Origin of the sequence: Mesorhizobium sp. NBSH29 (assembly GCF_015500055.1) — a bacterium.
Taxonomy (GTDB): Bacteria; Pseudomonadota; Alphaproteobacteria; order Rhizobiales; family Rhizobiaceae; genus Neomesorhizobium.
Map to the genome: position 1 here is coordinate 671,657 of NZ_CP045492.1, position 26,095 is coordinate 697,751.

A 26,095-nucleotide genomic window follows, 5' to 3' on the forward strand; every position below is an offset into this window, starting at 1 on the left:
CCACCCGCCTCACTGGCTGGTGAGGTCGCTCATCAATCCTGATGCCACCGAAAGCCGCGACACGGTGATGTCGCCGCCTTCCGTCAGCGCCTGCAGGCGCTCGCGGGTGCGGGTGATTCGCTCGCCCCCTGCCTCAAGCCATGCCGCCACAGGATCGGCTTTCTCGCCAAATCCGGCAAGGGCCGCGATCGCAATAGCGCGCCGGGCAATGCCGATCATGTCTGAGGCACGCGACAGAGCAAGCCCGTCATAATAGTCGGCTGGCGCAATCGACCGCGCCGCTTCTTCTATGCGCGGAATGCGAAACGCCTCGCTGGCGGCAAAGAACGCCTTGGCCGAGGCAACAAGATCAGCCCCGGCGCTGCGCGCCACAAGCGCGATATCGGGCAGTAATTCTGCAACGGTAAGCGCTGCAAGCTGCTCGGCAAGCCGTTCCGGCGCACCCGCGGCAGCGAACTTCTGGCGCCTTTCTGCCAGTCTTTCCGCCATGAAAGGCGGCAACAGCGCCTCGATCTCCGGCTCCAGCACCTTGCGCGCCTCGCGAAGGGTCACAATGCTTTCGCCCAGCGTCTCCTGCCCATGATCGTTCTTGAGGAACCACGCCGTGGCGGAAGCGATGAGCCGCCCGACCGTCTGGTAAAGGGTGAGCTGCGCCTGCCCGTCGATCTTGGTATCGAGTGCATCGATGTCGCGGTAGACGCTGGCCAGCCCGAACCCGTCGCGCACCAGCGTGAAAGCGCGCACCACGTCACCGGCGTTGCGCCCGCTGGCATCCTGCAGGCTGTTCACAAAAGCCGGCCCGCCCCGGTTGATCACATCATTGGCAAGCACCCGCGACACGATTTCGCGTCGCAGCCGGTGCCCGGCGATTTCGTCCTGATATTCCCCTGCCATGCGGTCCGGGAAATACTCGAGCAGATCACGCTCGAAATGCGGATCGTCCGGCGTGTCGGTGTCGAGCAGATCGCTGAATAGCACGATCTTGGCATAGGCAAGCAGCACGCCGAGTTCTGCGCGCGTCAGGGGCTCGCCACGCACTTGCCGCTCCGCCAGCGCTGCGGGCGAAGGCAGCGTTTCCACTACCCGGTCAAGCAGACCACGCGTCTCCAGCGCCGCCATGAAGCGGGCCTGATGCGGAAGGTCAGCCATGCCGCGCTGCCTGGCCAGCGAAAGTGCCAGCGTCTGCTGATAGTTGTTGGCCAGAACCAGTGCGCCCACCTCCTGCGTCATCTCTGCAAGAAGTTCGTTGCGTGTTTCGCGCGTCAGCCCACCGCGCCGCAGGGCCGATGCCAGCGCAATCTTGATGTTGACCTCCACGTCGGACGAATTGACGCCAGCCGAATTGTCGATCGCATCCGAATTGCAGGCTCCGCCGAGCCGGTTGAACTCTATGCGCGCACGCTGCGTGACGCCGAGGTTGGCCCCTTCGCCAAGCACCTTGACGCGCAGGTCAGCAGCGGTAACGCGGATGGCATCATTGGCGCGGTCACCGGCATCCTGATTGCTTTCACCGGTGGCGCGCACATAGGTACCGATGCCGCCGAACCACAGGAGGTCGACCGGCGCCTTGAGGATGGCACTCATGATCTCGCTCGGCGAGGCGACCACCTTGTCAAGGCCTATCGCAGCAGCAGCAGCAGCCGGCAGCGTGACCGATTTTTGCGCCCGCGAGACAACCAGCCCGCCCGGCGACAGCGTCGACAGATCATAATCCTGCCAGCTGGAACGCGGCATCGCAAACAGCCGCGCCCGCTCGGCAAACGACGTCGCCGCATCCGGGTCGGGGTCGATAAATATATCGCGATGGTCAAAGGCCGCAATCAGCAGCGTCTGTTCCGACAACAGCATGCCGTTGCCGAACACGTCGCCCGACATGTCACCGACGCCCACCACGGTGAATGGCTCGGTCTGGATATCGCGGTTCATCTCGCGGAAATGCCGCTTCACCGCCTCCCACGCGCCCTTGGCGGTGATCCCCATCTTCTTGTGGTCGTAACCCGCCGAGCCGCCGGAGGCGAAAGCATCGTCGAGCCAGAAATCGAAATCCTGGCTGATGCCGTTGGCAGTATCGGAAAAGGTTGCCGTTCCCTTGTCTGCCGCGACGACGAAATAGGGGTCATCGCCATCATGGCGTACCACTTGTTCCGGTGGCACAACGGTGTCGCCATCCAGATTGTCGGTGATCGACAAGAGGCTGGTGATGAAATTGACATAGGCCTTCTTGCCAGCGGCAAACACCGCATCGCGGCTGCCGCCCACGGGCAATTGCTTGGGGTAGAACCCGCCCTTAGCGCCAACCGGCACAATAACCGCATTCTTCACCTGCTGTGCCTTCACCAGGCCCAGAACCTCGGTGCGATAATCCTGTGCCCGGTCCGACCAGCGCAACCCGCCACGGGCAACCGGGCCGAAACGCAGGTGCACGCCCTCCACCTCAGGGCCATAGACATAGATTTCGCGCCACGGCTTTGGCTCGGGCAGGCCGTCGATGTGACGCGAATTGAGCTTGATCGCCAACGACCGGTCGTCGCCTGCTGGTGCAAAATAATTGGTGCGCAGCGAAGCTTCGATCAAATTTAGATAGCGGCGGATGATGGTGTCGTCGTCGATGCTGGGCACCGCGTCCAGTGCATCCTTGAGCGCCGATTTGAGGTGGCGGATCGTCACCTTGGCGTCACCCTGGACTGCCGGGTCGAAGCGGGCGACAAACAGCTGGAATAGCGCCCGCGAAATTTCAGGGTAGCGGTTCAGCGCTGCCGCGATAAAATCCTGGCTTTGCGGAATGCCGGCTTGTTGCAGATAGCGGCCATAGGCGCGCAGGATGCGTATCTCGGCAGATCGCAGGCCTGCCGTCAGCGCCAGCGCGTTATAGCCGTCATTGTCGCTCTCGCCGCGCCACACCGAGAGGAAAACCTCCTCGAACAGAGCCCCACCGTCGGCAAGGTCTATCGGCGCGCCAAACGCGCTTTCCAGTTCCATGTCGTGGACAAAAACAGTCGCCCCGTTCGGGTTAGCCACCTCGAACGTCCGCTCGCTGATCACCTTGAAACCGATGTTTTCCAGTGTCGGCACGCGCCGCGACAGCGCCACCGGCGATCCGAAATGATAGATTTTAAGCGCCGCCTGCTCAGGCGACTGATCGGTTTGGCGGTAATAGTCGATGGCAATCGGATTGTTGTCGCCAAGCGTAAGGATGCGCCCCGCATCCACCAGCGCTTCTGCCGGTGTAAAGCTGTCGCGATAGCCATCGGGAAAGCGCGCCGCAACACCGGCAATTGCCGGATCAGCCTCGCTGCCGGTCGCCTCGCGCAGGCCGTCTTCCCAGGTCCGCACAATATCGCGGATACCGGCTTCCAGAATGGCCGGATCGACCTTTGGCGTTTTTCCGCCAGAGCGCCCGATGATGAAATGCACCCTAGCCAGGCTGCCTTCCGGGAACGCCGGGTAGAAAGCGGACAGTCGCCCGTCGAACTGGGTCTTGAGGAAATAGCCGATCTTTTCGCGCACAATGGAATCGTAGCGGTCGCGCGGCACGAAAACGAGAACCGACACAAACCGATCGAACTGGTCAGCCCGAACCAGCGCCCGCACGCGCGGCCGTTCACCAAGCGCCAGAATGGCATCGGCATGGCGCTTGAGCGTGGGTACGCTGGTCTGAAACAGTTCGTCGCGTGGATAAGATTCCAGCACATTGATCAGCGCTTTGCCGGAATGGTCGCTTGGGTTCAGGCCCGACTGCTCGATCACGTCCTGTGTCTTGGAGCGCAGATAAGGGATTTTCAGCACCGAGCGCGTATACGCCGTCGACGTGAACAGCCCCACAATCCGCAGTTCGCCCGCCACTTGCCCCTTCTTGTCGAAGGTTTTTATACCGATATAGTCGAGATAGATGCGCCGGTGGACTGCCGATTTGGCATTCGCCTTGGTCACGATCAGCGGCTCGGGCCCATGCAGGAAGGCGCGGATCTCCGGCGTGGTGGAGACGGCCTCGGTGCCGCGCCGCAGCACCAATACGTCTGCGTCGGCTAGGATACCAAGACCCTTGGCGTCTGTGCGTTCCAGCGTACCGCTTTCCGCGCCACCCGAATATTCAAACTCGCGCATACCCAGGAAGGTGAAGTTGTTGTCGCGCAGCCATTCGAGGAAAGCCACCGCTTCGCTGACCCGCTCTTTGGCAAGCGGCGACTTTGCCGAGCGCAACTCGGAAATGGCCTGTTCAAGTCGGCCGAGCATCGGCTTCCAGTCGGCCACCGCCGCACGCACCTGCGAAAGGATGCGAGACAGACGTGTTTTCAGCGCCTCTGTCTGATCGGCTGACAGCGCCTCGACATGCGCCTGGATGACACTGACACGATCGCCGCCGCTCTTGGCATTGCTGGCATCACCCAGCACTTCCTCGACGCCGGATTTTGAATGCTTCACCAGCACCACGGGATGCGCCACAAAAGTCGGCTGTCCGGCCGTATCGGTGATCTCGCCAAGAATGGAATCGAACAGGAAGGGCATGTTGTCGTTGACGATCGTGATGATCGTGACCGGACGCCCGGCGCGCTCAACACCGGCCGCAGCATCAATAGCCACCACACTCTCGCCCTTGCGATGGCCAGCCAGCGCCTTGCGTGCATAGTCAGCCGCTTGCTCCAGCACATGTGCGTCATACGTGGCAATGTCTTCTGCCGGCGCCCGCGCCAGTAGAATTTCGGCAAAACTGCCAGTTGGGGTTTTATCGGCTCCGGCGCTGGCACCGCCGCTATCTTTGATTGACGTGCCGGATTTTCTGGCGGCCATGCTTTAATTCTCCCGGCGCGATGCTTTGCGACTATCGTATCAGATTAAGCGGTTTTGGCGACACGCGTTCAGTGCGGCACGTTTGCAATTTCTGATGAACGTCAGATGACGAACGCAAACGCGGCACGTTCCGCAGCGCCACGTTTGCGCATTGGCAGATACAAAAACCCCGGCCGGAGCCGGGGTTGAAAAATCAGGCAGCGCCTGCGGTCTTGGACGACTTTTCAAAACGCTTGCGCTCGTTCGGGTCGAGATAGAGCTTGCGCAGACGGATCGTCTTCGGTGTCACCTCAACCAGCTCGTCGTCCTGAATCCAGGCGAGAGCGCGTTCCAGCGTCATACGGATTGGCGGCGTCAGCTTGACGGCCTCATCCTTGCCGGCGGCGCGGATGTTGGTGAGTTTCTTGCCCTTCAGCACGTTGACCTCAAGATCGTTGTCGCGGCTGTGGATGCCGATGATCATGCCCTGATAGACCTTCACGCCGGCTTCGATGACCATCGGGCCACGATCTTCCAGGTTCCACATGGCGAAGGCAACAGCCTCGCCCATTTCGTTGGAGATCAAGACGCCATTGCTGCGGCCAGCCATATCGCCCTTGTAGGCCTGATAAGAGTGGAACAGCCGGTTCATCACCGCGGTGCCGCGCGTATCGGTCAGAAGCTCTGACTGATAGCCGATCAGGCCGCGCGTTGGCGCGTGGAATACGATGCGCTGACGGTTGCCGCCCGAAGGACGCAGCTCGACCATTTCGCCTTTGCGCTCCGACATTTTCTGCACAACGACGCCGGCATGTTCTTCATCGACGTCGATGACGACTTCCTCAACCGGCTCCAGCAGCTCGCCGTCTTCGCCCTTTTGCATCACCACACGCGGACGCGAAACGGCAAGCTCGAAGCCTTCGCGGCGCATTGTCTCGATCAGAACGGCAAGCTGCAACTCGCCGCGGCCCGACACGAAGAACGAATCCTTCTCGGTCGATTCCTCGATCTTCAGCGCCACATTGCCTTCGGCTTCGCGCAACAGACGGTCGCGGATGACACGGCTGGTCACCTTGTCGCCCTCGGTGCCGGCCAGCGGGCTGTCATTGACGATGAAGCTCATCGTCACGGTCGGTGGATCAATGGGCTGCGCGTGCAGCGGTTCGGTCACGGCAGGGTCGCAGAAGGTGTCGGCGACGGTGCCCTTTGAAAGACCGGCAATGGCCACGATGTCGCCTGCCTGCGCTTCTTCGATAGGCTGGCGCTCGAGGCCACGGAAAGCCAGGATTTTTGAGACGCGGCCGGTTTCCACCAGCGCCCCGTCATTATCCAGGACCTTGACCGGCATATTGGCCTTCAGCGTACCGCTTTCGATGCGGCCCGTGATGATGCGGCCCAGAAACGGGTTGGCCTCCAGCAAAGTGCCGATCATGCGGAACGGGCCAGGGTGCACGGTTGGCGCCGGCACATGCTTGACGATAAGATCAAACAGCGGAGCAAGTTCCTGATCCTTCGGGCCTTCCGGGTTTTCAGAAACCCAGCCATCACGGCCTGAACCGTAGAGAATGGGGAAGTCGAGCTGTTCGTCGGTCGCGTCGAGCGCGGCGAAGAGGTCGAACACTTCATTGACGACTTCCACGTGGCGCGCATCCGGGCGGTCGATCTTGTTGATCACTACGATCGGGCGCAGGCCAACCTTGAGCGCCTTGCCGACCACGAACTTGGTCTGCGGCATCGGGCCTTCGGCAGCATCGACCAGAACAATGGCCGAATCCACCATCGAAAGAATGCGCTCGACTTCACCACCGAAGTCGGCGTGGCCTGGCGTGTCGACGATGTTGATGCGGTAATCTTTCCAGTCGACCGAAGTCGCCTTGGCGAGAATGGTGATGCCGCGCTCTTTTTCAAGATCGTTGCTGTCCATCGCACGCTCGGCAACGCGCTGGTTTTCGCGGAACGAGCCTGCCTGTTTCAGAAGCTGGTCAACCAGCGTGGTTTTGCCATGGTCAACGTGTGCGATGATCGCGATGTTACGGAGATTCATAAATGTCACTCGGGAGATTCAAGGGGCGCACAATCAATGGGCGCCTGTTTCGTTGGCGCGCTCATACAGGGTTTTTCGCAGATGCGAAAGGGGGAGCGGCAAACCAGTCGATCTGCATCGTCACGGCCAAAGCGGATATAACGGCGCGCAACATTGTCGGCCCGGCAAAACAATGCCACGGTCATGCCGGAAAAGCAGGTGAGGGAAATTGTGACGCACGCAGAGTCGCCCAGGCCCGGTTTTCAAACCCTGTTTTCCGGGAAAAACATCCGCACGGCCCGGCTCGCTTCAGGCCTTGTGATGTTCACCTTCGTGACCATGCATCTGCTTAACCACGCCATGCTTTTGGTCTCCATCGAGGCCGCCAACGCGGTTCGACCCTTCTTCCTGCTGATCTGGCGCAACCCGCTTTCCACGCTCCTCCTCTATGGCGCGCTGGCCACCCACCTGGTGCTTGTCCTTTATTCCATCTACCGCCGCCGCACTCTCATTATGCCCGCAAGAGAGGCGATCCAGACAATTTTCGGCCTCGCCATCCCGCTTCTGATCGCCGAACACGCTATCGGCACAAGGCTCATTCATGTCGTCAGCGGCATCGAGGATGATTACGCCTATGTCCTACGCGTACTGTGGGTTGCCGCGCCGATGCTGGGACTGCGGCAGGCCTTTGCCATCGTCATCATCTGGACGCATGGCTGTCTCGGGCTCTATTTCTGGGTGCGCTTTCGAAACTGGTATCCGCAGGCCGCCCCCTATCTTCTGGCGACGGCCATACTGGTCCCTGTCCTTGCCCTTTTGGGTTTTGCCGCCGGCGGCAGGGCTCTCGCGACCTATCAAACCGACCCGATCCTGATCGACCGCGACCTGTTTGCCCGGGCCTTGACCATCAAGGAAACGGCCCTCTCGGCAGTACAGGGCGGTTTCCTTGTGGCGTTGCTCGGGGTTCTGGCGCTGCGCCGCCTGCGCATCAAGCGCGAACAGCGCGACATCGTCGAAATCCGCTATTCGACTGGCCAGACCGCCCGTGTGGCGGGTGGCTACAGCGTGCTGGAAGCAAGCCGGGTCAGCGGCATTCCCCATTATTCTGTCTGCGGTGGTCGGGGCAGATGTTCGACCTGCCGCATCAAGGTTTCCGAAGGGCTCGCCGACCAGCCCGAGCCCGGCTCTATCGAACGCGCGACACTCGCACGCATCGGCGCCGACCGTGACGTGCGCCTCGCCTGCCAGTTGCGGCCGACACACAATCTCTCGGTGACGCCGCTGCTCAAACCCGACCGCGCGCGACGGCTTGCGCTCGCCGCCACACCCGGCCGCGAGCACGAGGTTGCGGTTCTGTTTTGCGATATCCGCAATTTCACTGGCCTCGCAGATCACCGCCTGCCTTTCGACATCGTGTTCCTCCTGAACCGCTATTTCGCCATGGTGGGTGCGGCGGTGGAAGAGGCCGGCGGTCGCATGGACAAGTTCATCGGCGATGGTGCCATGGCCCTGTTTGGCGTTGACACCGACAACCGCCTTGCCTGCCGCCAGGCCCTCCAGGCCGCCTCCGCCATCTTGGAGGATCTCGACCGGCTCAACCGGGAACTGGCCGGCGAGCTGTCCGAACCGCTGCGCATCGCCATCGGCATCCATGCCGGCCCTGCCATCGTCGGCGCCATGGGCTATGGCGAGGTCATGCCGGTCACCGCCATTGGTGACACGGTCAATACCGCCAGCCGGCTCGAGCTGGTGGCCAAGGAGTTCAATGCCGCGCTGGTCGTCTCCGAGCCGACTGCCATCCTGTCCGGTCTCGACCTTTCAGGGTTCGAACTGCGCAAGATAGACATTCGCGGCCGCGCCGAGCCACTTCATGTTCATGTAATCCCTGCCGGCAAGAACCTTTCTCTGCCCCGCACCCGTAAAAATACAGATGCCTGAAACGCAATCGGCGGCAGCACTATGCCGCCGCCGCCGCCGCCAATCGCATCGAAACGCTCTAGGCCGAACGCACCGGATCGAGCGTCACCTTGTAAAGCTCCACATCGTCGCGATCCATCAGCCGCACTGTCATCTGCTCGCTCGTTCCGTCAATATCGACCAAACCGAAAAACTGGAGCCCAGCTGAAGGCGGCAGGTTCTGGCCCTGCTCCTCGGTTGGGGCTTTCACAAATTTCAGCTCAGGCCCAAAGGTCGGATCAAGATCACCCGGCCCGAACGTGCCGGCATGCAACGGCCCGGACACGAACTCCCAGAACGGCTCGAAATCCTGGAACGCTGCTTTTTCAGGATTGTAATAATGCGCCGCCGTATAGTGCACATCGGCCGTCATCCATACAGTATTCTCAATCCCGGCATTCTTGATGTAGCGCAGCAGATCAGCAATTTCGAGTTCGCGGCCAGATGGCAAGCCAGCCTGCCCATTGGCGATAGCCTCAGCGCCCTTCTTGTTGGCACCATCGTTCCAAACCACAATGCCAAGCGGCATGTCAGACGCAATCACCTTCCATGTGGCGCGGCTGTTGGCCAGTTCGCGTTTCAGCCATTTGATCTGCTCTTCACCGGCAATGCGCGACTGATCGGTCATTTCCGTCTCGACAGCATCACCATTGGGCCCGCGATAGGCACGCAGATCGAGAAAGAACACATCGAGCAGCGGCCCATAAGCAATCTTGCGATAGACCCGGCCGGGCTCTTCCGGTGTGAAGCGAATGGGCGTCATTTCATGAAACGCCCGCGCCGCCCGCGATTGAAGCAGCGGCACAGACTTTTCCGTATAGCGATCATCCGCCGTCAGATCCTTGGAGGCCGACCAATTGTTCACCACCTCATGGTCGTCCCACTGGTAGAAGGTGGGCGTATGCTGGTTGAACGCCAGCACATGCTCGTCCATCAGATTATATTTCCACTGGCCGCGATATTCGGCCATCGTTTCGGCAACCTTGGACTTCTCCTCGCTCAGAACCTTGTTCACCCATTTGGTGCCGTCCTTGAGATCGACTTCCGCTTGCAGCGGGCCATCCGCATAAATGGTGTCGCCCGAATGCAGGAAGAAATCCGGCGTGTGCTTGGCCATGGTGGCGTAGGTATAAATACCCTTCTCATCAATGCCCCAGCCCTGCCCGACCGTATCGCCCGACCAGACAAAGCGGATATTGCGCTTGGAGGAAGGCGCGGTCTTGAAGCGCCCGATGATCGGCTCGGAAGTACTGTTGATGTCGGAAAGATCTGCCGCCACCATCCGGTAGAAAATATCCTGATCCGAAGACAGCCCGGCCAGAAGACGCTTTACCGTAAAATCGCTTTCCGGCACCGCATCCAGCGTCGGCAACCGCATCGCGTTCTTGAAACTCTCCGTCGTCGAAACCTCAAACGCCACCCGCGAAGGACGGTCCGTCCGTGTCCAGATCATGCCCGAAACAGAATCCACATCGCCCGATTGAACGCCATGCGTAAACTGCGGACGCGCATTGGCGCGCGAATAAAAAGGCATCGCAAGGCCAGACCCCGCCACAATACCGGCCGCACTGGCCGATGTCACAAAAGCGCGGCGTGTCAATTTCATGCGGGTCGTCATGGCTCTCTCCAGATGGCTGTGAACGTGGCGCGCACTTTCACCCAGCGAGGCGGCGTCTTGATCTCAGCAGCATGAATTTTTCTTGAAAGTTTGGTGACAGAGCGCATTTCCTCGCCCCGCTTGCGGGGAGAGGTGGCTTGGGCAAAACCCAAGACGGAGAGGGGCTGGCAACAGCGGAACGACGGCCAAAACAACGCCAGCGCCTCGTGGTTCGACAAGCTCACCATGAGGCTACTGGGACATCAGCGCCACGTGCGAAGAATTAAATCTGCGAGGGCTAAGTCTCCCCTCAAACCAACCCGCGCTTCACCATCATAGCATCCGGCGAAGGCATCTTGCCCCGGAACGCCGTATAAAGCGCTTCCGGGTCCGCCGTCCCGCCAGCCGCGTAAATGTGTTTCTTCAACCGCGCGGCTAATTCCGGGTCGAACGGGTCACCCGCTTCTTCAAACGCGCTGAAGGCATCGGCGTCCAGCACTTCCGACCACAGATAGGAATAATAGCCGGCTGAATATCCCTCGCCAGAAAACACATGCAGGAAATGCGGCGTGCGGTGGCGCATGATGATAGCGTCGGGCATTTCCATGCGGGCCAGTGTTTCGGCTTCAAACGCCACCGGATCGGCAGGCGCATCGGCGCGCGAATGATACTCCATGTCGATCAGCGCGGAGGAGGCAAATTCCACCGCGTTGAACCCGGCATCAAAGGTGCGCGCGGCCAGCATCTTGTCCACCAGCGCCTTGGGCATGGGCTGGCCGGTTTCATAATGCAGCGCATGCGCCGACAGAATTTCCGGCACCGTCAGCCAGTGCTCGAAAAGCTGCGAGGGCAGTTCCACGAAATCGCGCGAGACGGATGTGCCGGCAACGGATGGCCAGGTCACTTCCGTCAGCATGCCGTGCAGCGCATGACCAAATTCATGGAACAGCGTGCGGGCCTCATCCATCGAAAGCAGTGCCGGCTTGCCCGCCGAAGGTTTAGCAAAATTCATCACATTATAGATGATCGGCTTTGACCCCTCGCCAAGCGAGTAGCCGGATTTCAGCGCACTCATCCACGCGCCCGAACGCTTGGATGGCCGCGCAAAATAATCGGCAACAAACGTGCCCCGCTGGCTGCCATCTGCATTGTGCACGGCAAAAACCCGCGCATCCTTGTGCCATGTGGCTACGCCCTTCTGTTCTACAAAGGTCACGCCAAACAAGCGTGTTGCCACATCAAAGGCCGCATCCACGATGCGCTCAAGCTGCAGATAGGGTTTGAGCGCCGCCTCATCGAAATCAAATTTTTCAGCGCGCAGCTTTTCAGCGAAATGGCGCCAGTCCCAGCCGGCAATGGCGTGGTTGTAGCCCTCGGAAGTGGCAATGCGCTGCAGTTCCATCTGGTCGACGGCGGCCTTTTCGCGCGCCTTTTCCCACACAGGGTTGAGAAGCCCGAACACCGCCTCCGGCGTCTTGGCCATCGTGTCGTCCAGCTTCAGCGCCGCATAGCTTTCATAGCCCAGCAGCTTTGCTTTCTCGGCCCGCAGCGCCAATGTCTTGGCCACAATTGCGCGATTATCCGTCGCGCCGCCATTTTCGCCACGCTTGGCAAAACCCTGAAAGGCTTTCTCGCGCAGATCCCGCCGCGCGGAAAATGTCGTGAACGGCTCATAGATAGAGCGCGACAGCGTCACCGCATAGGCGTTCGCATGCCCGCGCAGTTCGGCAGCCTCTGCCATCGCGCTTTTGAGGAAGTCCGGCAGTCCGGCAACATCACTCTCGAAAAGGACAAGCGCCCAGTCCTTTTCATCGGCCAGAACATTTTGCCCGAACGAAGCGCCAAGCGAGGCCAGTTCCTCGCCAATGGCCGCAAGCCGCTTCTGGTCGGTTTCGCCAAGCTTGGCACCAGAGCGCACAAAACCCTTCCAGGTCTTTTCCAGAACCCGCAAGGTTTCGGCATCAAGGCCAAGCTTCGCGCGCGCTTCATAAAGCGCATCAATGCGGGCAAACAGAGCGGCATTCATCGAGATCGCAGAAAAATGCCGCGACATTTTAGGCGCGATATCGCGCTCCATCGCCTGAATTTCATCATTCGTATGCGCGCCTGCCCGGCACCAGAAAATCGACGAAACATGGTCAAGCGGCGCGCCTGAAAGCTCCAACGCTCTAAGCGTATTGTCGATGGTGGGCGCTGCATCCTGATGGGCAATCGCGTTAATCTCGGCCGCATGCGCTGCAAGTGCCGCCTCGAACACCGGCCCGAAATCCGCATCCTTCAGCGCCGCAAAATCCGGCAGCCCAAGCGGCCCCGTCCAATGCGTCAGGGGATGGGTGGTGAGATCAATTGAGGACATGCTGATGGCTCTTCATGGGAGGTGAAGGGTGGGGTACTGTTGCCGATGTAAGGTCGCGCTCGGCAAGAGCCAAGGAAAAGTCTCAGAAAGCGTCGCAATCATCCGCGACATGGCTCTGGCGGCTCTCGCGCACCTTGCCCGCTTCAAGCGTGAAGGCCTCGCGGATCATCATGTCATTGGAAGGAAAATCATAGCAGACCAGAACCGTGGAAACCTCGCCCTCGGTGCCGTCCAGCCTGTAGCGGATTTTCGCATCGCCCACGCTTTCCTTCCACTGCTCCATGGAAGCCAGAAATTCGGCCTTGCTCTGCTCGACGTCAATATCGTCCAGCACCACCACGGCATCATCGCTCATCAGCGCATCAAGCGCTGGCGCATCCGCCTTTTCCAGCGCCGCAAACCAGCGCGCAATCACATCTGCCTGCGCCTGCACGGGAGCCTGAAGCACCGCCAGGACCATGACGATGCCTGCGAAGAAAGTGTTTTTCAGCAACTCGGGTGCCTCAACAATTCTGGCGCGGACGCGCCATACCATGATCTGTCTACCCCACCTCAGCGCAGCTGCATGCGCGGGCCAGACGATGCGGAGGCTTGTCGCGCAATCCCGCTTTTGAATCAAGCTTGAGCTAATTTAAGCGTTCATTACCTAAGCGTCAGCTTTCCTGCGCCGATTAATAAAATCTCCAAGTTCAGGCCACTATTCTGTAGCCAGCTTGGGAGACGGTCGTTGGAATTCAGCAGTGCAATCACGGTATTTCTGCAAGGGTTTGGAATCATCGCCATCACGGCGCTCCTACACGAAACAGCCTTGCGCCACATCGTTTCAGCCAAAATTCGCGCAACCGCAACTGCCCTGATTTTCTCAGCAGGTGTGGCCGGGTCCATGATGACAACTCTGCAACTCGTGCCTGGAATGTCGTTTGATCTGCGCCACGTCTTTCTCGTTCTGGTCCCCACCTATGGCGGATTGCCGGCCACTTTGGTCACAGCAGGCGTTGCGTTGACCTACCGGTTTTATGAAGGCGGGGCTGGAGTAACCGCAGGCGCGACCGGCATTGTCATCACATCCTTGATGGGTTTGGCTTATGCCCACTTCCAGCCTCACAGAAACATGTCCCTATCCAGGCTCCTGGCGCTTGGCGCCTGCTCAAACGTCGCTTTGATCAGCGTCTTCGTCATGCCTCTCGCTACGGCGCTTGAAGTGCTCTCCCGGATTTCCGCGCCATTCCTCACCGCGAATTTTATTGGCGTGATGGTTGCCGCACAGATTCTCAACCGACACCATTCCCAAGTGGCGCTGGAGCGTGATCTAACCAAAAAAGCCGCGGTCGATGCGCTGACGGGACTGGCAAACAGGCACGTTTTCGATGAGCAGGGGCCCGCCCTTGCGCAGGCGACAGCGCAGGCTGGAAAGCCATGCGCGCTGATGATCCTGGACATTGATCGCTTCAAGCAGGTCAACGACACATTCGGTCATGTCGCAGGCGATGAGGTTATTCGCAACGTGGCAGCCGTCATCGCAGCCAATCTACGACCGAGCGATCTGGTAGCCCGCTACGGCGGCGAGGAAGTTGCGATCGTCCTGCCTGGCCAGAGCAGCGAAAATGCCCGTATCATCGCCGACCGCATTCGCGCCTCGGTCGAACGAGCCTCCACAACCATCCGTGGAATCCCGCTCAAGGTGACGATCAGCATTGGCCACGCGACGATCGATAGTGCCAATGGCGGTTTTGTGGCAGCCCTTCAGGCGGCAGACGAAGCTCTCTATGCCGCCAAGGCGGCGGGAAGAAACACCGTGATCACCGCCATCGCCGCTTAGGCCAGACTGGCGGAGCGCATGTTGCGCGCCTCGCCACTCTGCAAGTCAATCAATATCGGGCCGTTCAAAGTCACCCGTGTCCTTGTTCATCACCCAGAGCTCGCCAGTTGAAATGTCGAACCACGCGCCATGAAGCGTCAACCGCTCCTTGGCTTCCAGTATTTTTACGCAAGGAAATGTTCTGAGATTGGCGATCGAATAACGGATCGAAATGCGCTCCAGCGCCGTCTGCCGCTCGGCCTTTGTCATCATCTCATTTTTGGTGACGATTTCGGCGACTGGCGCAACCATGCTCATCCACTTGCCGATGAAGTCACCCGGCGAGAGCGGCGCCATGTCAGGATCAAGTGCAGCCTTGATGCCGCCGCAGCGGCCATGACCCATGACAACGATATGTTTGACCTTGAGCGCCTGCACCGCAAATTCCAGCGCCGCCGATGTCGAGTGATATTGATCGTCCGGCGCATAGGGCGGAACCAGATTGGCGACATTGCGCACGACGAACAATTCGCCCGGCCCGCAGTCAAAAATCGATTCCGGTGCCGCCCGCGAATCGCAGCAGGCAATCACCATTGTTTCGGGTGTCTGCCCCTCGCGCGCAAGCTCGCGGTAGCGACTGGATTCGGACACGTAGCGACCGCTCATAAAGTTGCGATAACCGGCGAGGAGGTGTTCTGGAAGATGTGACATCAAAGTTGAATTAGCTGCAAACCCCGGGCGTGATCAATCGGATTCGTAAAAACCCGCGTCATATCGTTGCGGCGCATCGCATTCTGCCACGGTCCAACGCCTTGCGGGCATCTTTGAACACAAAAAGCACCGCTCAGTGCCCCCCAAATGCCCAACCCATTGAGTTCACACGAAAATATTGCGCAAATACCGATATCGCAAGCAATTCCTATTCACCCCGCGCAAAAGCGCCGGATCACGCGCGACGGTCGTTGTTGGGGCGGCTGAGATGGCGCAAATGCACCATTGCCATAGGGTTAGACAGGCTCTGCGCATCGGTTTCGAGTGTTAGCTCATCCGCACCGCGCTTGGCCGTGCGTGCCAGGATCTCGAACACCGTAGCGGTGGTGGACTGCAACGCTTTTGCATCCGGCTGCCCATCAAGCCTGCGCGCCAGAAACACTGCCGCGGTAAGGTCTCCCAGCCCATTCGGGGGCCGCTCGATAACCCTATGTTCAGAAAGCAGAACTTCGGAACCGGTAAGCAAAAGATTGCCGATGCCGCCTGACATCATTGCCGGAGCCGAGGTTACCAGCATCGTTGCCGGACCCGCATCAAGCGCTGCCGCTATCACCGACTGGATGTCATCCAGCGGAGTGCCAACCATCCAGGCAAGTTCGTAACGATTGGGGGTAGCGATATCGGCCAGCGGCATCAGACGGTCGCGCAGGGCTACCGCAAGCTCGGGAGCGACATAGAGCCCACCCTTATCGCCCATCACCGGGTCGCAGATATAGACGGCATCAGGATTGCGCGCCCGCACTGCTTTCACCAGAGAACCCACCGCATCCGCCTGCGCCGCGTTGCCGAGGTAGCCGGAGAGGACAGCCCCAACTTCGCCAAGCCACGGCGCCCGTTCGAGATCTGCCAGCAGCGCCGAAAATTGTTCCGCATCCGGTACGATACGGGTAGCTGGGCCGTGTCCGGGGTGCCACGGCAAGACAACGGTCGGCACCGCCCAGACCGGAAACCCCAGTGTTTCAAGTGCAAAAACAGCGGCACGGTTGCCCACCGAGCCGCGCACCACATGACTCGAGATCACAATGACCGCCCGTGGCCGACCGTTTGTGGGAGCCGTCATCGACCTACCCGCGCAGCAGGAAGAAAAGGAACCAGCCCACAATTGCCACGACAATCAGCGGGCCAAGTATCTTGCCAATGCGCGTACCCCAGACCTCCGCCCAGTCCTCTCCATCGCCTCCGCGTAGACGGGAAGAGCCACCAGCTTCCGCTTCGCTTGCCACGCGATCTAGAATGCGGCGCGCCTGCACCGTATTTTGATCGTCAACGTCCTTGCTGTGGCGTGATGTCATGGCCGACGCTTTTACCCCCTACTCAGATTGATCACAATGCCGTAACCACATGAGAGGCTTTACCATTTGCTTGTGCCACGATTGCGCATAAGCTGACACATTATCATGATTTGAGGGGTCTCCAATGTCACGTGTCCGCACTGCCCGCCTGCCGGACAACCGTGCCCGGCTTATGCTGACGGCACTGGTCCTGATGCTTTTGCTGCCTTTTTTGACCGCCTGTGGCTACAACACCATACCCACCGCCGAAGAACAGGCCAAAGCCTCATGGAGCGAAGTGCTAAACCAATATCAGCGCCGCGCCGACCTCATTCCCAACCTGGTTGAAACCGTAAAAGGCTATGCCAGCCATGAGCGCGAAACGCTGGAAGCCGTCATCGAGGCGCGCTCCAAGGCCACACAAGTCACCATCAACGCAGACGCTCTCAGCAACCCCGAAATGTTCAAGCAGTTTCAGGAAAATCAGGCCGGCCTGACCAGCGCCTTGTCTCGCCTGCTGGCAGTTGCCGAAAACTATCCCGATCTCAAGGCCAACCAGAATTTCCTCGCCCTGCAGGCGCAGCTTGAAGGCACCGAAAACCGCATCGCCGTCGCCCGCCGCGACTATATCGAGCAGGTGCGCGTCTACAACACGACACTGCGGACCTTCCCCTCGATCCTCTGGGCAAAATTCTGGTTCACCGGCAACCAGCCGTTCCAAAACTTCACCGTGGCCGAAGATAAGCTCGATGCGCCGAAAGTAGATTTCGGAACCCCGAAGCAGGGCGGCTAAGCCCGGCCCGCATCGAACGCAGGGGTTAAGCGTGACGACAGTCCTTGCCCGGCCGCAGACACATGCGAAGCGACCGTCGCACTATGCGGCGGCGCTGCGCGCAGTGGCTCTGTTCGTCGCGCTCACACTCTTCGCGCCGCTCGCTGCCTTCGCAGCTGAACTGCCGGCGCTGACGGGTCGAGTCGTCGACAATGCCGGCTTGATCGATACCGCTACAAAGGCTGAACTTGAGGCAAAGCTTGCCGCGTTCCAGCAGAAATCATCCGACCAGATCGTCGTCGCCACGATACCTACGCTGGACGGTGAGCCCATAGAAAACTACGCCAATCAGTTGTTTCGAACCTGGGGTCTGGGCCAGGCAGGCGAGAACAATGGCACGCTTCTTCTGGTGGCGCGCGACGACCGCCAGATGCGCATCGAGGTGGGTTACGGATTGGAAGGAACGCTGACCGACCTGCATTCCAGCCTGATCATCCGCAATACCATGGTGCCTGCCTTTCGCGCCGGCGATTTTTCAGGCGGCATCTCCAAGGCCGTCGACGACATCATCATGGTATTGGAAGGCAACGCAGCCGAACTTGAGGCGCGCGCCAAGCGCAATCCCCAGTCCAGCGACGAGGATATCCCGCTCGAGGTGATGCTCTTCTTCGCCATCTGGGCGACAATCTTTTTTGGCGCCTTTGCAATGGCCATACTACCCCGGATCTTTGGCCAGAAACTCGCACCCGGCCGCTATCGCTGGCTAGGCATGGATTTTTCCTACAGCAACACCCGCGGTGCGGCGCGGCGCCGCGGCGGCGTTGCCGGTGGCCTGGGCGGTGGCTGGTCGTCGGGTAGCGGCGGCTGGTCGTCAGGCGGCGGCGGCTTTTCAGGCGGCGGCGGATCATCCGGCGGCGGCGGCGCATCGGGAGGCTGGTGAGATGAGCACGGTAACCCCGCAGACGCTTTCGCAAGATGACCACGTCCGCGTCACCGCTGCCATTAAGGCAGCGGAAAAGACAACCAACGGCGAAATCTACTGCGTCTTAGCCCGCTCCAGCGACAGCTATTTCTACCCGGCCGCCTTCACTCTTTCGATCGCCATGCTGGTTGTCAGCATCGTTGCGGCCTATGCGCTGGAATATTGGTGGTACGGCGTACAGCTACACGTTTTCGTGGCCGCACAGGTGCTGGCCTTGGGATCGGCACTTAGCCTGCTCTGGGCGTTGCCTGGCATGGCAATCTGGCTGGTACCGGCTGGGCTGAAATATCGCCGCGCCCATGCCAATGCAGCGCGCCAGTTTCTCGCCCGCAACGTACACCGCACCAGGGCCCGAACGGGGGTGCTTTTATTCGTCTCACTTGCCGAGCGCTACGCCGAAGTACTGGCCGATGCAGGCATCAACGAAATGGTTGGGCAGGAAACCTGGGACAAAGTGGTCACCCTGCTGATAACCGAGGCGCGACATCACCGCCATGCCGACGGCTTTGTCGCTGCCATCGAAGTGGTGGGGAACGTTTTGGCGCTGCATTTTCCAGTGTCTGAAGGCGACATCAATGAGCTGGACGACCATCTGGTTGAAATATGAATTGGCGGCTTGGCCTGTGCAAAGACCTTTCGCAGCGTAAGCGCACCTTGCATCCTTTGCAGACGGGCGGTTATGGTTAACAAATCATGAAGACGCTGACGATCGACATCCGCAAGGCAGAACCCCACGACGCAGACGCGATTGCCGAAGTGCATCACACTGCCTGGCAAGGAGCGTATGCGGGCATCATCCCTCATCGGGCGCTGACGGCGATGGTAAACCGGCGCGGTTCAGGCTGGTGGGCCCAGGCGATCCGTCGCTCGGCCACCGTTCTTGTTGTGGAGATCGGCGGGAGCATTGCCGGCTATGCCACGCTGGGTCGCAACCGCGCCCGCGAACTGCCTCAGGAGGGCGAGATCTACGAACTATACCTCAAGCCCCAATGCCAGGGCATCGGCTTGGGTAGCCAACTTTTCAAAGCCGCGCAGGAGTTGCTGGCGGCCCGAGGTCTGAAGGGGCTCGTCGTCTGGGCGCTCGAAGAAAACGAGAACGCGCTGTCCTTTTATATCGGCGCCGGCGGACGCGATGTCGCCGAGGGTGTTGAGGTTTTCGACCAGAAGGCGCTGCGCAAGGTTGCCTTCATCTGGAACTAGGCTTTCACGGCATGTGACACTCACCACATTGCCAATCAAACCACATGCCACCGTTGCGCTCGACGTGACATGCCGCTATGCGGTGCTGAAAATCACCCAGGGAATTTGACATTATGCGCATAGATGCCATCGCCATCGGCAAAAACCCACCTGAAGATGTCAACGTAATCATCGAGGTTCCCATTGGCGGCGAGCCGATCAAGTATGAGCTCGACAAAGAGTCCGGCACCTTGTTCGTAGATCGCTTCCTGCACACTTCAATGCGCTATCCCGGCAATTACGGCTTCATCCCGCACACGCTTTCGGGTGATGGCGATCCTGTCGATGTGCTGGTGTGCAACACCCGTGCGCTTGTGCCAGGCTGCGTGATCAATGTCCGCCCGATCGGCGTTCTGATCATGGAAGACAATTCCGGCGAAGACGAAAAGATCATCGCTGTTCCCTCGCCAAGCATGACGCTGCGCTACAAGGATGTGACCGAATTCACGCATCTGCCCGAGATCACGCGCGAGCAGGTTGAGCACTTCTTTGGCCACTACAAGGATCTGGAGCCAGGAAAATGGGTCAAGATCGGTGGCTGGAAAGACAGCACCACCGCAAAGCGCATGATCCTCGAAGGTATCGAACGCGCCAAAAAGGCTTGAGCAAGCGCGAACGCCAATCTACGCATTTGAATAGAGAACCGTTCAGCGCTTTACGTTTAGCGGTTCAGACCAGAGGTAAATGCGGGTTCCCGCTTTTACGCCACCGGCATTTCAATTCTGCGCGATGATGGGACATTCGAGCCGGACTGTCCGGCTCGAATGAAAACTCAATCAGCCAATTGTCTGGCCGGTCTTTTTCCAGTCGGCAAGGAACTGTTCAAGGCCCTTATCGGTCAATGGATGCTTCACCAGAGCCTTCAGCGTGGCTGGAGGTGCAGTGATGACATCAGCACCAATGAGCGCTGCCTGCTTCACATGATTGACGGTACGGATCGAGGCCGCGAGGATTTCGGTCTGAAAACCATAATTGTCATAGATGGTGCGGATTTCTGAGATGAGGTCCATACCGTCAATGCCCATATCATCAAGACGCCCGACAAAAGGCGAGATGAATGTTGCGCCAGCCTTGGCAGCCAGAAGTGCCTGATTGGCAGAGAAGCACAATGTGACATTGACGAGGCGGCCATCCGAGCGGATCGCCTTGCAGGCTTTGAGGCCGTCAAGTGTCAGCGGAACCTTGATGCAGACATTGTCTGCGATCTTGGCCAACGCGTTGGCTTCCTTCATCATCTCCGAATATTCGGTCGCGGCAACTTCAGCTGAAACCGGGCCAGATACAATATCGCAGATCTGCTTGGTAACCTCGGCAATCTTGCCGCCGGATTTGAGAATGAGCGAAGGGTTGGTGGTTACACCGTCAACCAGACCGAGATCATTCAGCTCGCGAATTTCATTCACGTCTGCGGTGTCGACAAAAAACTTCATGGGGGCTGCCTCCTTCAAAAAATTTTGCGGGCTTCACCGTGGTGGCACCCTCGGTTCGGCCTTTGATCTAGACGAAGTTCAAGGCAAGGTCACGCCCGATGAAGCAAGATTCGCCACTGTTTGATCTCGAGCTCGAGACGCGGTCCGTGCCGGTGCTGGTTCCCGTACCTACGGAGCGGCCCTACAGCTATGCCGTGCCGGCGGGAATGCGTGTCGAGCCCGGTTCCATCGTCCAGGTGCCGCTTGGCCCGCGCCAGGTGGCGGGAATTGTCTGGGACCAGGACAGCGGCTTCGTTGACCCGAAGAAACTGCGGCCGATAACCCATGTCTTCGACTGTCCTCCCATTGACCATGGGTTGCGCAGGCTGGTGGACTGGATTTCATCCTACACCCTATCGGCCCCCGGCATGGTGGCCCGCATGCTCTTGCGCGCACCTGAAGCGTTTGACCCCTTGCCTTGGACCGAAGGCCTGCGTCACGCCGGTACAGAGCCTGACCGGATGACGGCTGCACGGGCCCGCGTGCTCGACCTGGCAGTCGATGGAATGGCATGGACCCGCTCCGGGCTTGCCCATGCGGCGGGGGTTTCCTTGAGCGTCGTTGACGGACTGAGGGCGCAAGGAGTGTTTGAGGAAGTCATGATCCCGCCGCGCCCGGTCGTGGCTGAACCCGACCCTGGCTTTGCGGTCCCTGAGCTGAATCAGGAGCAGCGCGCGGCTGCCGACACGCTCCGCGCGCAGGCTAATGCCGATGTCTTCAGTGTGACCGTGATCGATGGTGTGACCGGCTCGGGCAAGACCGAGGTCTATTTCGAGGCTGTGGCGGCGGTAATTGAACAAGGCAAACAGGTGCTGATCTTGCTGCCCGAGATCGCGCTGACGCAAGCCTTTCTGGAACGTTTCCACGACCGCTTTGGTGCAAAGCCGGCCGAGTGGCATTCTGACTTGCCACCCAAGATGCGCGAGCGCGTCTGGCGTCAGGTGGCTGAGGGAACGGTTCGTGTCGTTGCTGGCGCGCGGTCGGCACTTTTCCTCCCGTTCAACAATCTTGGCCTGATTATCGTCGATGAGGAACATGACCCTGCCTACAAGCAGGAAGACCGCGTCTATTACCACGCCCGCGACATGGCGGTGGTGCGCGGCCATATCAGCAATTTTCCGGTTGTCCTTGCCTCGGCAACGCCGTCGATTGAAACGCAGGTCAATGCGCAACAAGGGCGCTATCAGCGGATACCCTTGCCACAGCGCTTTGCTGAGGCCGCGCTGCCCGACATCCGTGCCATCGACATGCGCAAGGCGCCTCCCGCCCGTGGCGGTTTCCTGTCGCCGGCCTTGCTTGGTGCAATGAAGGCAACGCTGGCGCGCGGCGAACAGTCGCTGCTGTTCCTCAACCGGCGCGGTTACGCACCGCTGACGCTCTGCCGGTCCTGTGGGCATCGCTTCCAATGTCCCGATTGCTCAAGCTGGCTCGTGGAACATCGTTTTCGCGGACAGTTGGTCTGCCACCATTGCGGCCATAATGAACGTCGGCCCGATTCGTGCCCCGAATGCGGAACCCTCGATCACTTAGTCGCGTGCGGACCAGGCGTCGAACGTATCGCGGAAGAAGTCGTGCAGCATTTCCCCGACGCGCGCACCATCGTACTGTCGTCTGATATTTTGGGCGGGGTCAAACGCTTGAGGCTCGAGCTTGATGCCATCGCCAAGGGCGAGGCCGACATTGTCGTGGGCACCCAACTGGTCGCTAAGGGCCACAATTTTCCCAACATGACATTGGTAGGCGTGGTCGACGCCGACCTCGGTTTGGCTAATGGCGATCCACGCGCCGCCGAAAGAACTTTTCAATTACTAAACCAGGTAACGGGCCGCGCCGGCAGGACCGGCAAGGAGAGCCACGGCCTCCTGCAAACGTATCAACCCGATCATCCAGTCATGCGCGCACTGGTTTCCGGCGACGCCGATGCATTTTACGAACGTGAAATTGCCGAACGCGAACGCGCCATGCTTCCCCCGTTTGGCCGGCTGGCCGGCATTATTGTCAGCGCAGCGACAAGAGCGGAGGCCGAAAGCTATGCTCGCGCACTCAGGCGCGCAGCACCACCCTCGACCGAGATCGACGTGCTGGGCCCCGCAGAAGCTCCACTGGCGCTCATCGGTGGTCGCCATCGCTTCCGGCTCTTGCTGCAAGGCGCGCGGCGATCGGACATGCAAAGCTACATCCGAAATCTGATCTCCGCGGGGCCAAAGGTCCATGGCTCGGTTCGTGTCCAGGTGGATATCGACCCGCAGAGCTTTTTGTAGTGGCGCGGGAACGCGCCGTAAAAAAATATCTCACAAAAACTGGTTGCAAGCTTCGCTGCACCATTTAACCCGTGCTACCATCTTCTACGGGTTCGAGGGATTTTGTGATGGCACTTTCTTTTCCATGGCCGACAACCGAGGGCGAGTGGCTTGCCTGGACATCGGCGGCCATCACGGTTGCGTTCGGGCTGATGCTGATGTTTGCGCCCCGTCTCTCCTTCAGACTGCTGCGCCTGCAGGCACGAGAGGGCAGACCGACGGCCATTGGCGAAGCGCGCTCCACTATGTCGGGGTTTTATCTGGGGCTTGGCATCTGCTGTCTGCTTACCGCGCAGCCTTGGCTTTATATGGGGCTTGGGTTTTCTTGGGCGTTCACCGCCTTCGGCCGCCTCATCTCGATGATGTCGGATGGCGCCAACACGCCCTATAACTGGCTGCGATTTGCAATCGAAGGCATCCTTGCCGCACTTTCTCTGGTTTTTGTGTTTGGCTTGATCCCCTGATTCCCGAAGAGTCATCCCGCAACCTGGCGGGACTGCGACAAAACTGCCTGAAATCCACGCCTTCCAGCGTGTTGCGATGACGAAAAGCCTGTGCTAGACGGCAAGCGACTTCGGTCGGGGGAGGTCGCCAAAATCTCCTGCGACAGTAAAACCTTCAACAAGGTCAAAGATTTAGCCAGAGTTCGGTACTCGCGCCATAATCTTGAGACCTGTCAGACGAGAGAAAAGACGGTCCGTGGCCCAGTCCAACTCGCCAATCTCCGGTGTTGCAGAGCGTTACGCGGGATCGCTGTTCGATCTCGCCGCCCAATCCGGTACGATTGCCGAAGTTGAAGCCAATCTCGGCCGCTTCGAAGCTTTACTGGAAGGCAGCGCTGATCTCGACCGCCTGATGAAGAGCCCCGTTTTCTCTGCCCAAGACCAATTGCGTGCCATTTCTGCCATTGCCGACAAGGCAAAAATAGGCGGACTGGTTGGTAATTTCCTGCGTGTCGTAGCCAGGAACCGTCGCCTTTTTGCCGTGCCCGGCATGATCCGCGCATTCCGCCGGATCGCAGCCGAGCACCGCGGCGAAGTGGCTGCCGATGTAACGTCGGCACATACGCTGACCGCCGCGCAACAAACCGAACTGAAGGCCGCGCTGAAGAGCGTTGCCGGCAAGGATGTGTCGATTTCCGTGATCGTTGATCCCTCGCTTCTCGGCGGGATCGTGGTGCGGATGGGCTCACGCCAGATCGACACGTCGCTCAAAACCAAACTCAATTCGCTCAAGCTTGCACTGAAAGAGGTCGGCTGATGGATATCCGCGCCGCGGAAATTTCCGCAATCCTGAAAGATCAGATCAAGAATTTTGGCAAGGAGGCAGAAGTCTCCGAAGTTGGCCAGGTTCTCTCCGTTGGCGACGGTATCGCCCGCGTCCACGGTCTCGACAACGTCCAGGCGGGCGAAATGGTCGAGTTCCCGGGCGGCATCCGTGGCATGGCGCTGAACCTTGAAGTCGACAATGTCGGCGTCGTCATCTTCGGTGCCGACCGTGACATTAAAGAAGGCGACACCGTTAAGCGCACCGGCGCCATCGTCGACGCCCCTGTCGGTCCAGGACTGCTTGGCCGCGTCGTTGACGCTCTCGGCAACCCTATCGATGGGAAGGGCCCGATCAAGGCCGTCGAGCGTCGCCGCGTCGACGTCAAGGCGCCTGGCATCATTCCCCGCAAGTCGGTGCATGAACCTATGTCGACCGGCCTCAAGGCCATCGACGCCCTGATCCCGGTTGGCCGCGGCCAGCGCGAGTTGGTCATCGGCGATCGCCAGACCGGCAAGACCGCAATCCTCCTCGACACCATCCTGAACCAGAAAGCGGTTCACGAGAGTGGGCCCGAGAGCGAAAAACTTTATTGCGTCTATGTGGCCATAGGCCAGAAGCGCTCCACTGTTGCCCAGTTTGTGAAGGTGCTTGAAGAGCGCGGTGCGCTTGAATACTCCATCATTGTGGCAGCTACGGCTTCTGATCCGGCACCGATGCAGTTCCTCGCACCCTTCACCGCCTGCACCATGGGTGAGTATTTCCGCGACAACGGCCAGCACGCGCTGATTGGCTATGACGATCTGTCCAAGCAGGCTGTTGCCTACCGTCAGATGTCGCTCCTGCTGCGCCGCCCGCCAGGCCGCGAAGCCTATCCCGGCGACGTTTTCTATCTTCACTCGCGTCTGCTCGAGCGGGCCGCGAAGCTCAATGATGATCAAGGCAACGGTTCGTTGACCGCGCTTCCGGTCATTGAAACGCAGGCTAACGACGTTTCGGCCTATATTCCGACCAACGTGATCTCGATCACGGACGGCCAGATCTTCCTCGAGACCAATCTCTTTTTCCAGGGCATCCGTCCTGCGGTGAACGTCGGTCTGTCGGTGTCGCGCGTCGGATCAGCTGCTCAGGTCAAGGCGATGAAACAGGTTGCTGGCTCGATTAAAGGCGAGCTCGCCCAGTATCGCGAAATGGCTGCCTTCGCGCAGTTCGGTTCCGATCTGGATGCGGCAACCCAGCGCCTGCTGAACCGCGGTGCACGTTTGACCGAGCTTTTGAAGCAGCCACAGTTCTCGCCACTCAAGATGGAAGAACAAGTTGCGGTCATCTTCGCAGGCGTCAACGGCTATTTGGACAAGATCGAGGTCAACCAGGTTGGCAAGTTCGAGCAGGGTTTACTTTCCCACATGCGCTCGGACGGCAAGAAGGTTCTCGACGCTATCCGCAAGGATAAAGCGTTGTCGGACGATCTGCGCGCCAAATTGAAGGCCGAGATCGATACCTTCGCCAAGAACTTCGCCTGAGGCTG

Annotated in this window: 20 protein-coding genes; 11 read left to right on the forward strand and 9 right to left on the reverse strand. The window is 59.6% G+C overall.

The features are described from left to right. Positions 1-9: 9 nt before the first annotated feature. Together GA830_RS03305 and typA are read right to left on the reverse strand one after the other, a co-directional pair. Positions 10-4,788: an NAD-glutamate dehydrogenase gene (locus GA830_RS03305; RefSeq protein WP_195163693.1), complete on the reverse strand. Its 4,779-nt coding sequence runs from the start codon at positions 4,786-4,788 to the stop codon at positions 10-12. Positions 4,789-4,981: 193 nt separating this feature from the next. After that, positions 4,982-6,811 (reverse strand): translational GTPase TypA, encoded by a 1,830-nt coding sequence (typA, locus tag GA830_RS03310; RefSeq protein WP_195163694.1) that lies wholly within the window; start codon positions 6,809-6,811, stop codon positions 4,982-4,984. Between the two features lie 210 nt (positions 6,812-7,021). Here typA and GA830_RS03315 point away from each other — a divergent pair, with 210 nt between their 5' ends. After that, positions 7,022-8,728 carry an adenylate/guanylate cyclase domain-containing protein gene (locus tag GA830_RS03315; RefSeq protein ID WP_258045544.1) on the forward strand — a complete coding sequence of 569 codons (1,707 nt, stop codon included), beginning with the start codon at positions 7,022-7,024 and terminating at the stop codon, positions 8,726-8,728. A gap of 58 nt (positions 8,729-8,786) precedes the next feature. On the opposite strand, the gene GA830_RS03320 is transcribed toward GA830_RS03315, so the two are convergent. From GA830_RS03320 to GA830_RS03330, 3 genes are all read right to left on the reverse strand, one after another. After that, positions 8,787-10,364 carry an alkaline phosphatase D family protein gene (locus GA830_RS03320; protein WP_195163695.1) on the reverse strand — a complete coding sequence of 526 codons (1,578 nt, stop codon included), beginning with the start codon at positions 10,362-10,364 and terminating at the stop codon, positions 8,787-8,789. Positions 10,365-10,653: 289 nt separating this feature from the next. After that, complete coding sequence (locus GA830_RS03325; protein WP_195163696.1) at positions 10,654-12,699, reverse strand: M3 family metallopeptidase; 2,046 nt, start codon at positions 12,697-12,699, stop codon at positions 10,654-10,656. 82 nt (positions 12,700-12,781) lie between these two features. Then, the gene (locus GA830_RS03330; protein ID WP_195163697.1) at positions 12,782-13,234 is read right to left on the reverse strand and encodes a DUF4440 domain-containing protein; all 453 of its coding nucleotides are present in this window, start codon (positions 13,232-13,234) and stop codon (positions 12,782-12,784) included. A 192-nt stretch (positions 13,235-13,426) separates the two neighbouring features. On the opposite strand from GA830_RS03330, the gene GA830_RS03335 reads away from it, so the two are divergent. Beyond that, the gene (locus GA830_RS03335) at positions 13,427-14,518 is read left to right on the forward strand and encodes a GGDEF domain-containing protein (protein WP_195163698.1); all 1,092 of its coding nucleotides are present in this window, start codon (positions 13,427-13,429) and stop codon (positions 14,516-14,518) included. A 45-nt stretch (positions 14,519-14,563) separates the two neighbouring features. Here the strand turns inward: GA830_RS03335 and GA830_RS03340 are convergent, their stop codons facing one another. From GA830_RS03340 to GA830_RS03350, 3 genes are all read right to left on the reverse strand, one after another. After that, the gene (locus tag GA830_RS03340) at positions 14,564-15,208 is read right to left on the reverse strand and encodes a carbonic anhydrase (protein ID WP_195163699.1); all 645 of its coding nucleotides are present in this window, start codon (positions 15,206-15,208) and stop codon (positions 14,564-14,566) included. 235 nt (positions 15,209-15,443) lie between these two features. Further along, positions 15,444-16,328: a pyridoxal kinase PdxY gene (pdxY, locus tag GA830_RS03345; RefSeq protein ID WP_195163700.1), complete on the reverse strand. Its 885-nt coding sequence runs from the start codon at positions 16,326-16,328 to the stop codon at positions 15,444-15,446. A 4-nt stretch (positions 16,329-16,332) separates the two neighbouring features. Then, positions 16,333-16,560 (reverse strand): hypothetical protein, encoded by a 228-nt coding sequence (locus GA830_RS03350; RefSeq protein ID WP_195163701.1) that lies wholly within the window; start codon positions 16,558-16,560, stop codon positions 16,333-16,335. Between the two features lie 124 nt (positions 16,561-16,684). Between GA830_RS03350 and GA830_RS03355 the strand changes: the two genes are divergently transcribed. The 5 genes from GA830_RS03355 (at position 16,685) to ppa (ending at position 20,137) form a co-directional block, all read left to right on the forward strand. Continuing rightward, positions 16,685-17,332 carry a LemA family protein gene (locus GA830_RS03355; RefSeq protein ID WP_195163702.1) on the forward strand — a complete coding sequence of 216 codons (648 nt, stop codon included), beginning with the start codon at positions 16,685-16,687 and terminating at the stop codon, positions 17,330-17,332. A gap of 94 nt (positions 17,333-17,426) precedes the next feature. After that, the gene (locus GA830_RS03360; RefSeq protein WP_195164745.1) at positions 17,427-18,251 is read left to right on the forward strand and encodes a TPM domain-containing protein; all 825 of its coding nucleotides are present in this window, start codon (positions 17,427-17,429) and stop codon (positions 18,249-18,251) included. 1 nt (position 18,252) lies between these two features. Then, a complete protein-coding gene (locus GA830_RS03365; protein WP_195163703.1) occupies positions 18,253-18,900 on the forward strand; it encodes a TPM domain-containing protein in 648 nt (215 codons plus the stop codon). 86 nt (positions 18,901-18,986) lie between these two features. Further along, complete coding sequence (locus GA830_RS03370; protein ID WP_195163704.1) at positions 18,987-19,493, forward strand: GNAT family N-acetyltransferase; 507 nt, start codon at positions 18,987-18,989, stop codon at positions 19,491-19,493. Between the two features lie 113 nt (positions 19,494-19,606). Beyond that, positions 19,607-20,137, forward strand: a complete 531-nt coding sequence (ppa, locus tag GA830_RS03375) for an inorganic diphosphatase (RefSeq protein WP_195163705.1) — start codon at positions 19,607-19,609, stop codon at positions 20,135-20,137. Between the two features lie 171 nt (positions 20,138-20,308). Here the strand turns inward: ppa and fsa are convergent, their stop codons facing one another. Continuing rightward, on the reverse strand, positions 20,309-20,962 hold the full coding sequence (fsa, locus tag GA830_RS03380; protein WP_195163706.1) for a fructose-6-phosphate aldolase: 654 nt from the start codon (positions 20,960-20,962) through the stop codon (positions 20,309-20,311). A 98-nt stretch (positions 20,963-21,060) separates the two neighbouring features. On the opposite strand from fsa, the gene GA830_RS03385 reads away from it, so the two are divergent. The 4 genes from GA830_RS03385 to atpA all read left to right on the forward strand — a co-directional run bounded on the left by GA830_RS03385 (position 21,061) and on the right by atpA (position 26,090). Further along, positions 21,061-23,262 (forward strand): primosomal protein N', encoded by a 2,202-nt coding sequence (locus GA830_RS03385; RefSeq protein ID WP_195163707.1) that lies wholly within the window; start codon positions 21,061-21,063, stop codon positions 23,260-23,262. 107 nt (positions 23,263-23,369) lie between these two features. Continuing rightward, a complete protein-coding gene (locus GA830_RS03390) occupies positions 23,370-23,765 on the forward strand; it encodes an AGROH133_08824 family phage infection protein (protein ID WP_195163708.1) in 396 nt (131 codons plus the stop codon). Positions 23,766-24,000: 235 nt separating this feature from the next. Beyond that, positions 24,001-24,561 carry a F0F1 ATP synthase subunit delta gene (locus GA830_RS03395; RefSeq protein WP_195163709.1) on the forward strand — a complete coding sequence of 187 codons (561 nt, stop codon included), beginning with the start codon at positions 24,001-24,003 and terminating at the stop codon, positions 24,559-24,561. Continuing rightward, the gene (gene atpA, locus GA830_RS03400) at positions 24,561-26,090 is read left to right on the forward strand and encodes a F0F1 ATP synthase subunit alpha (protein ID WP_195163710.1); all 1,530 of its coding nucleotides are present in this window, start codon (positions 24,561-24,563) and stop codon (positions 26,088-26,090) included. Before GA830_RS03395 ends, atpA begins: the two co-directional genes overlap by 1 nt. The last annotated feature ends 5 nt before the right edge of the window (positions 26,091-26,095 follow it).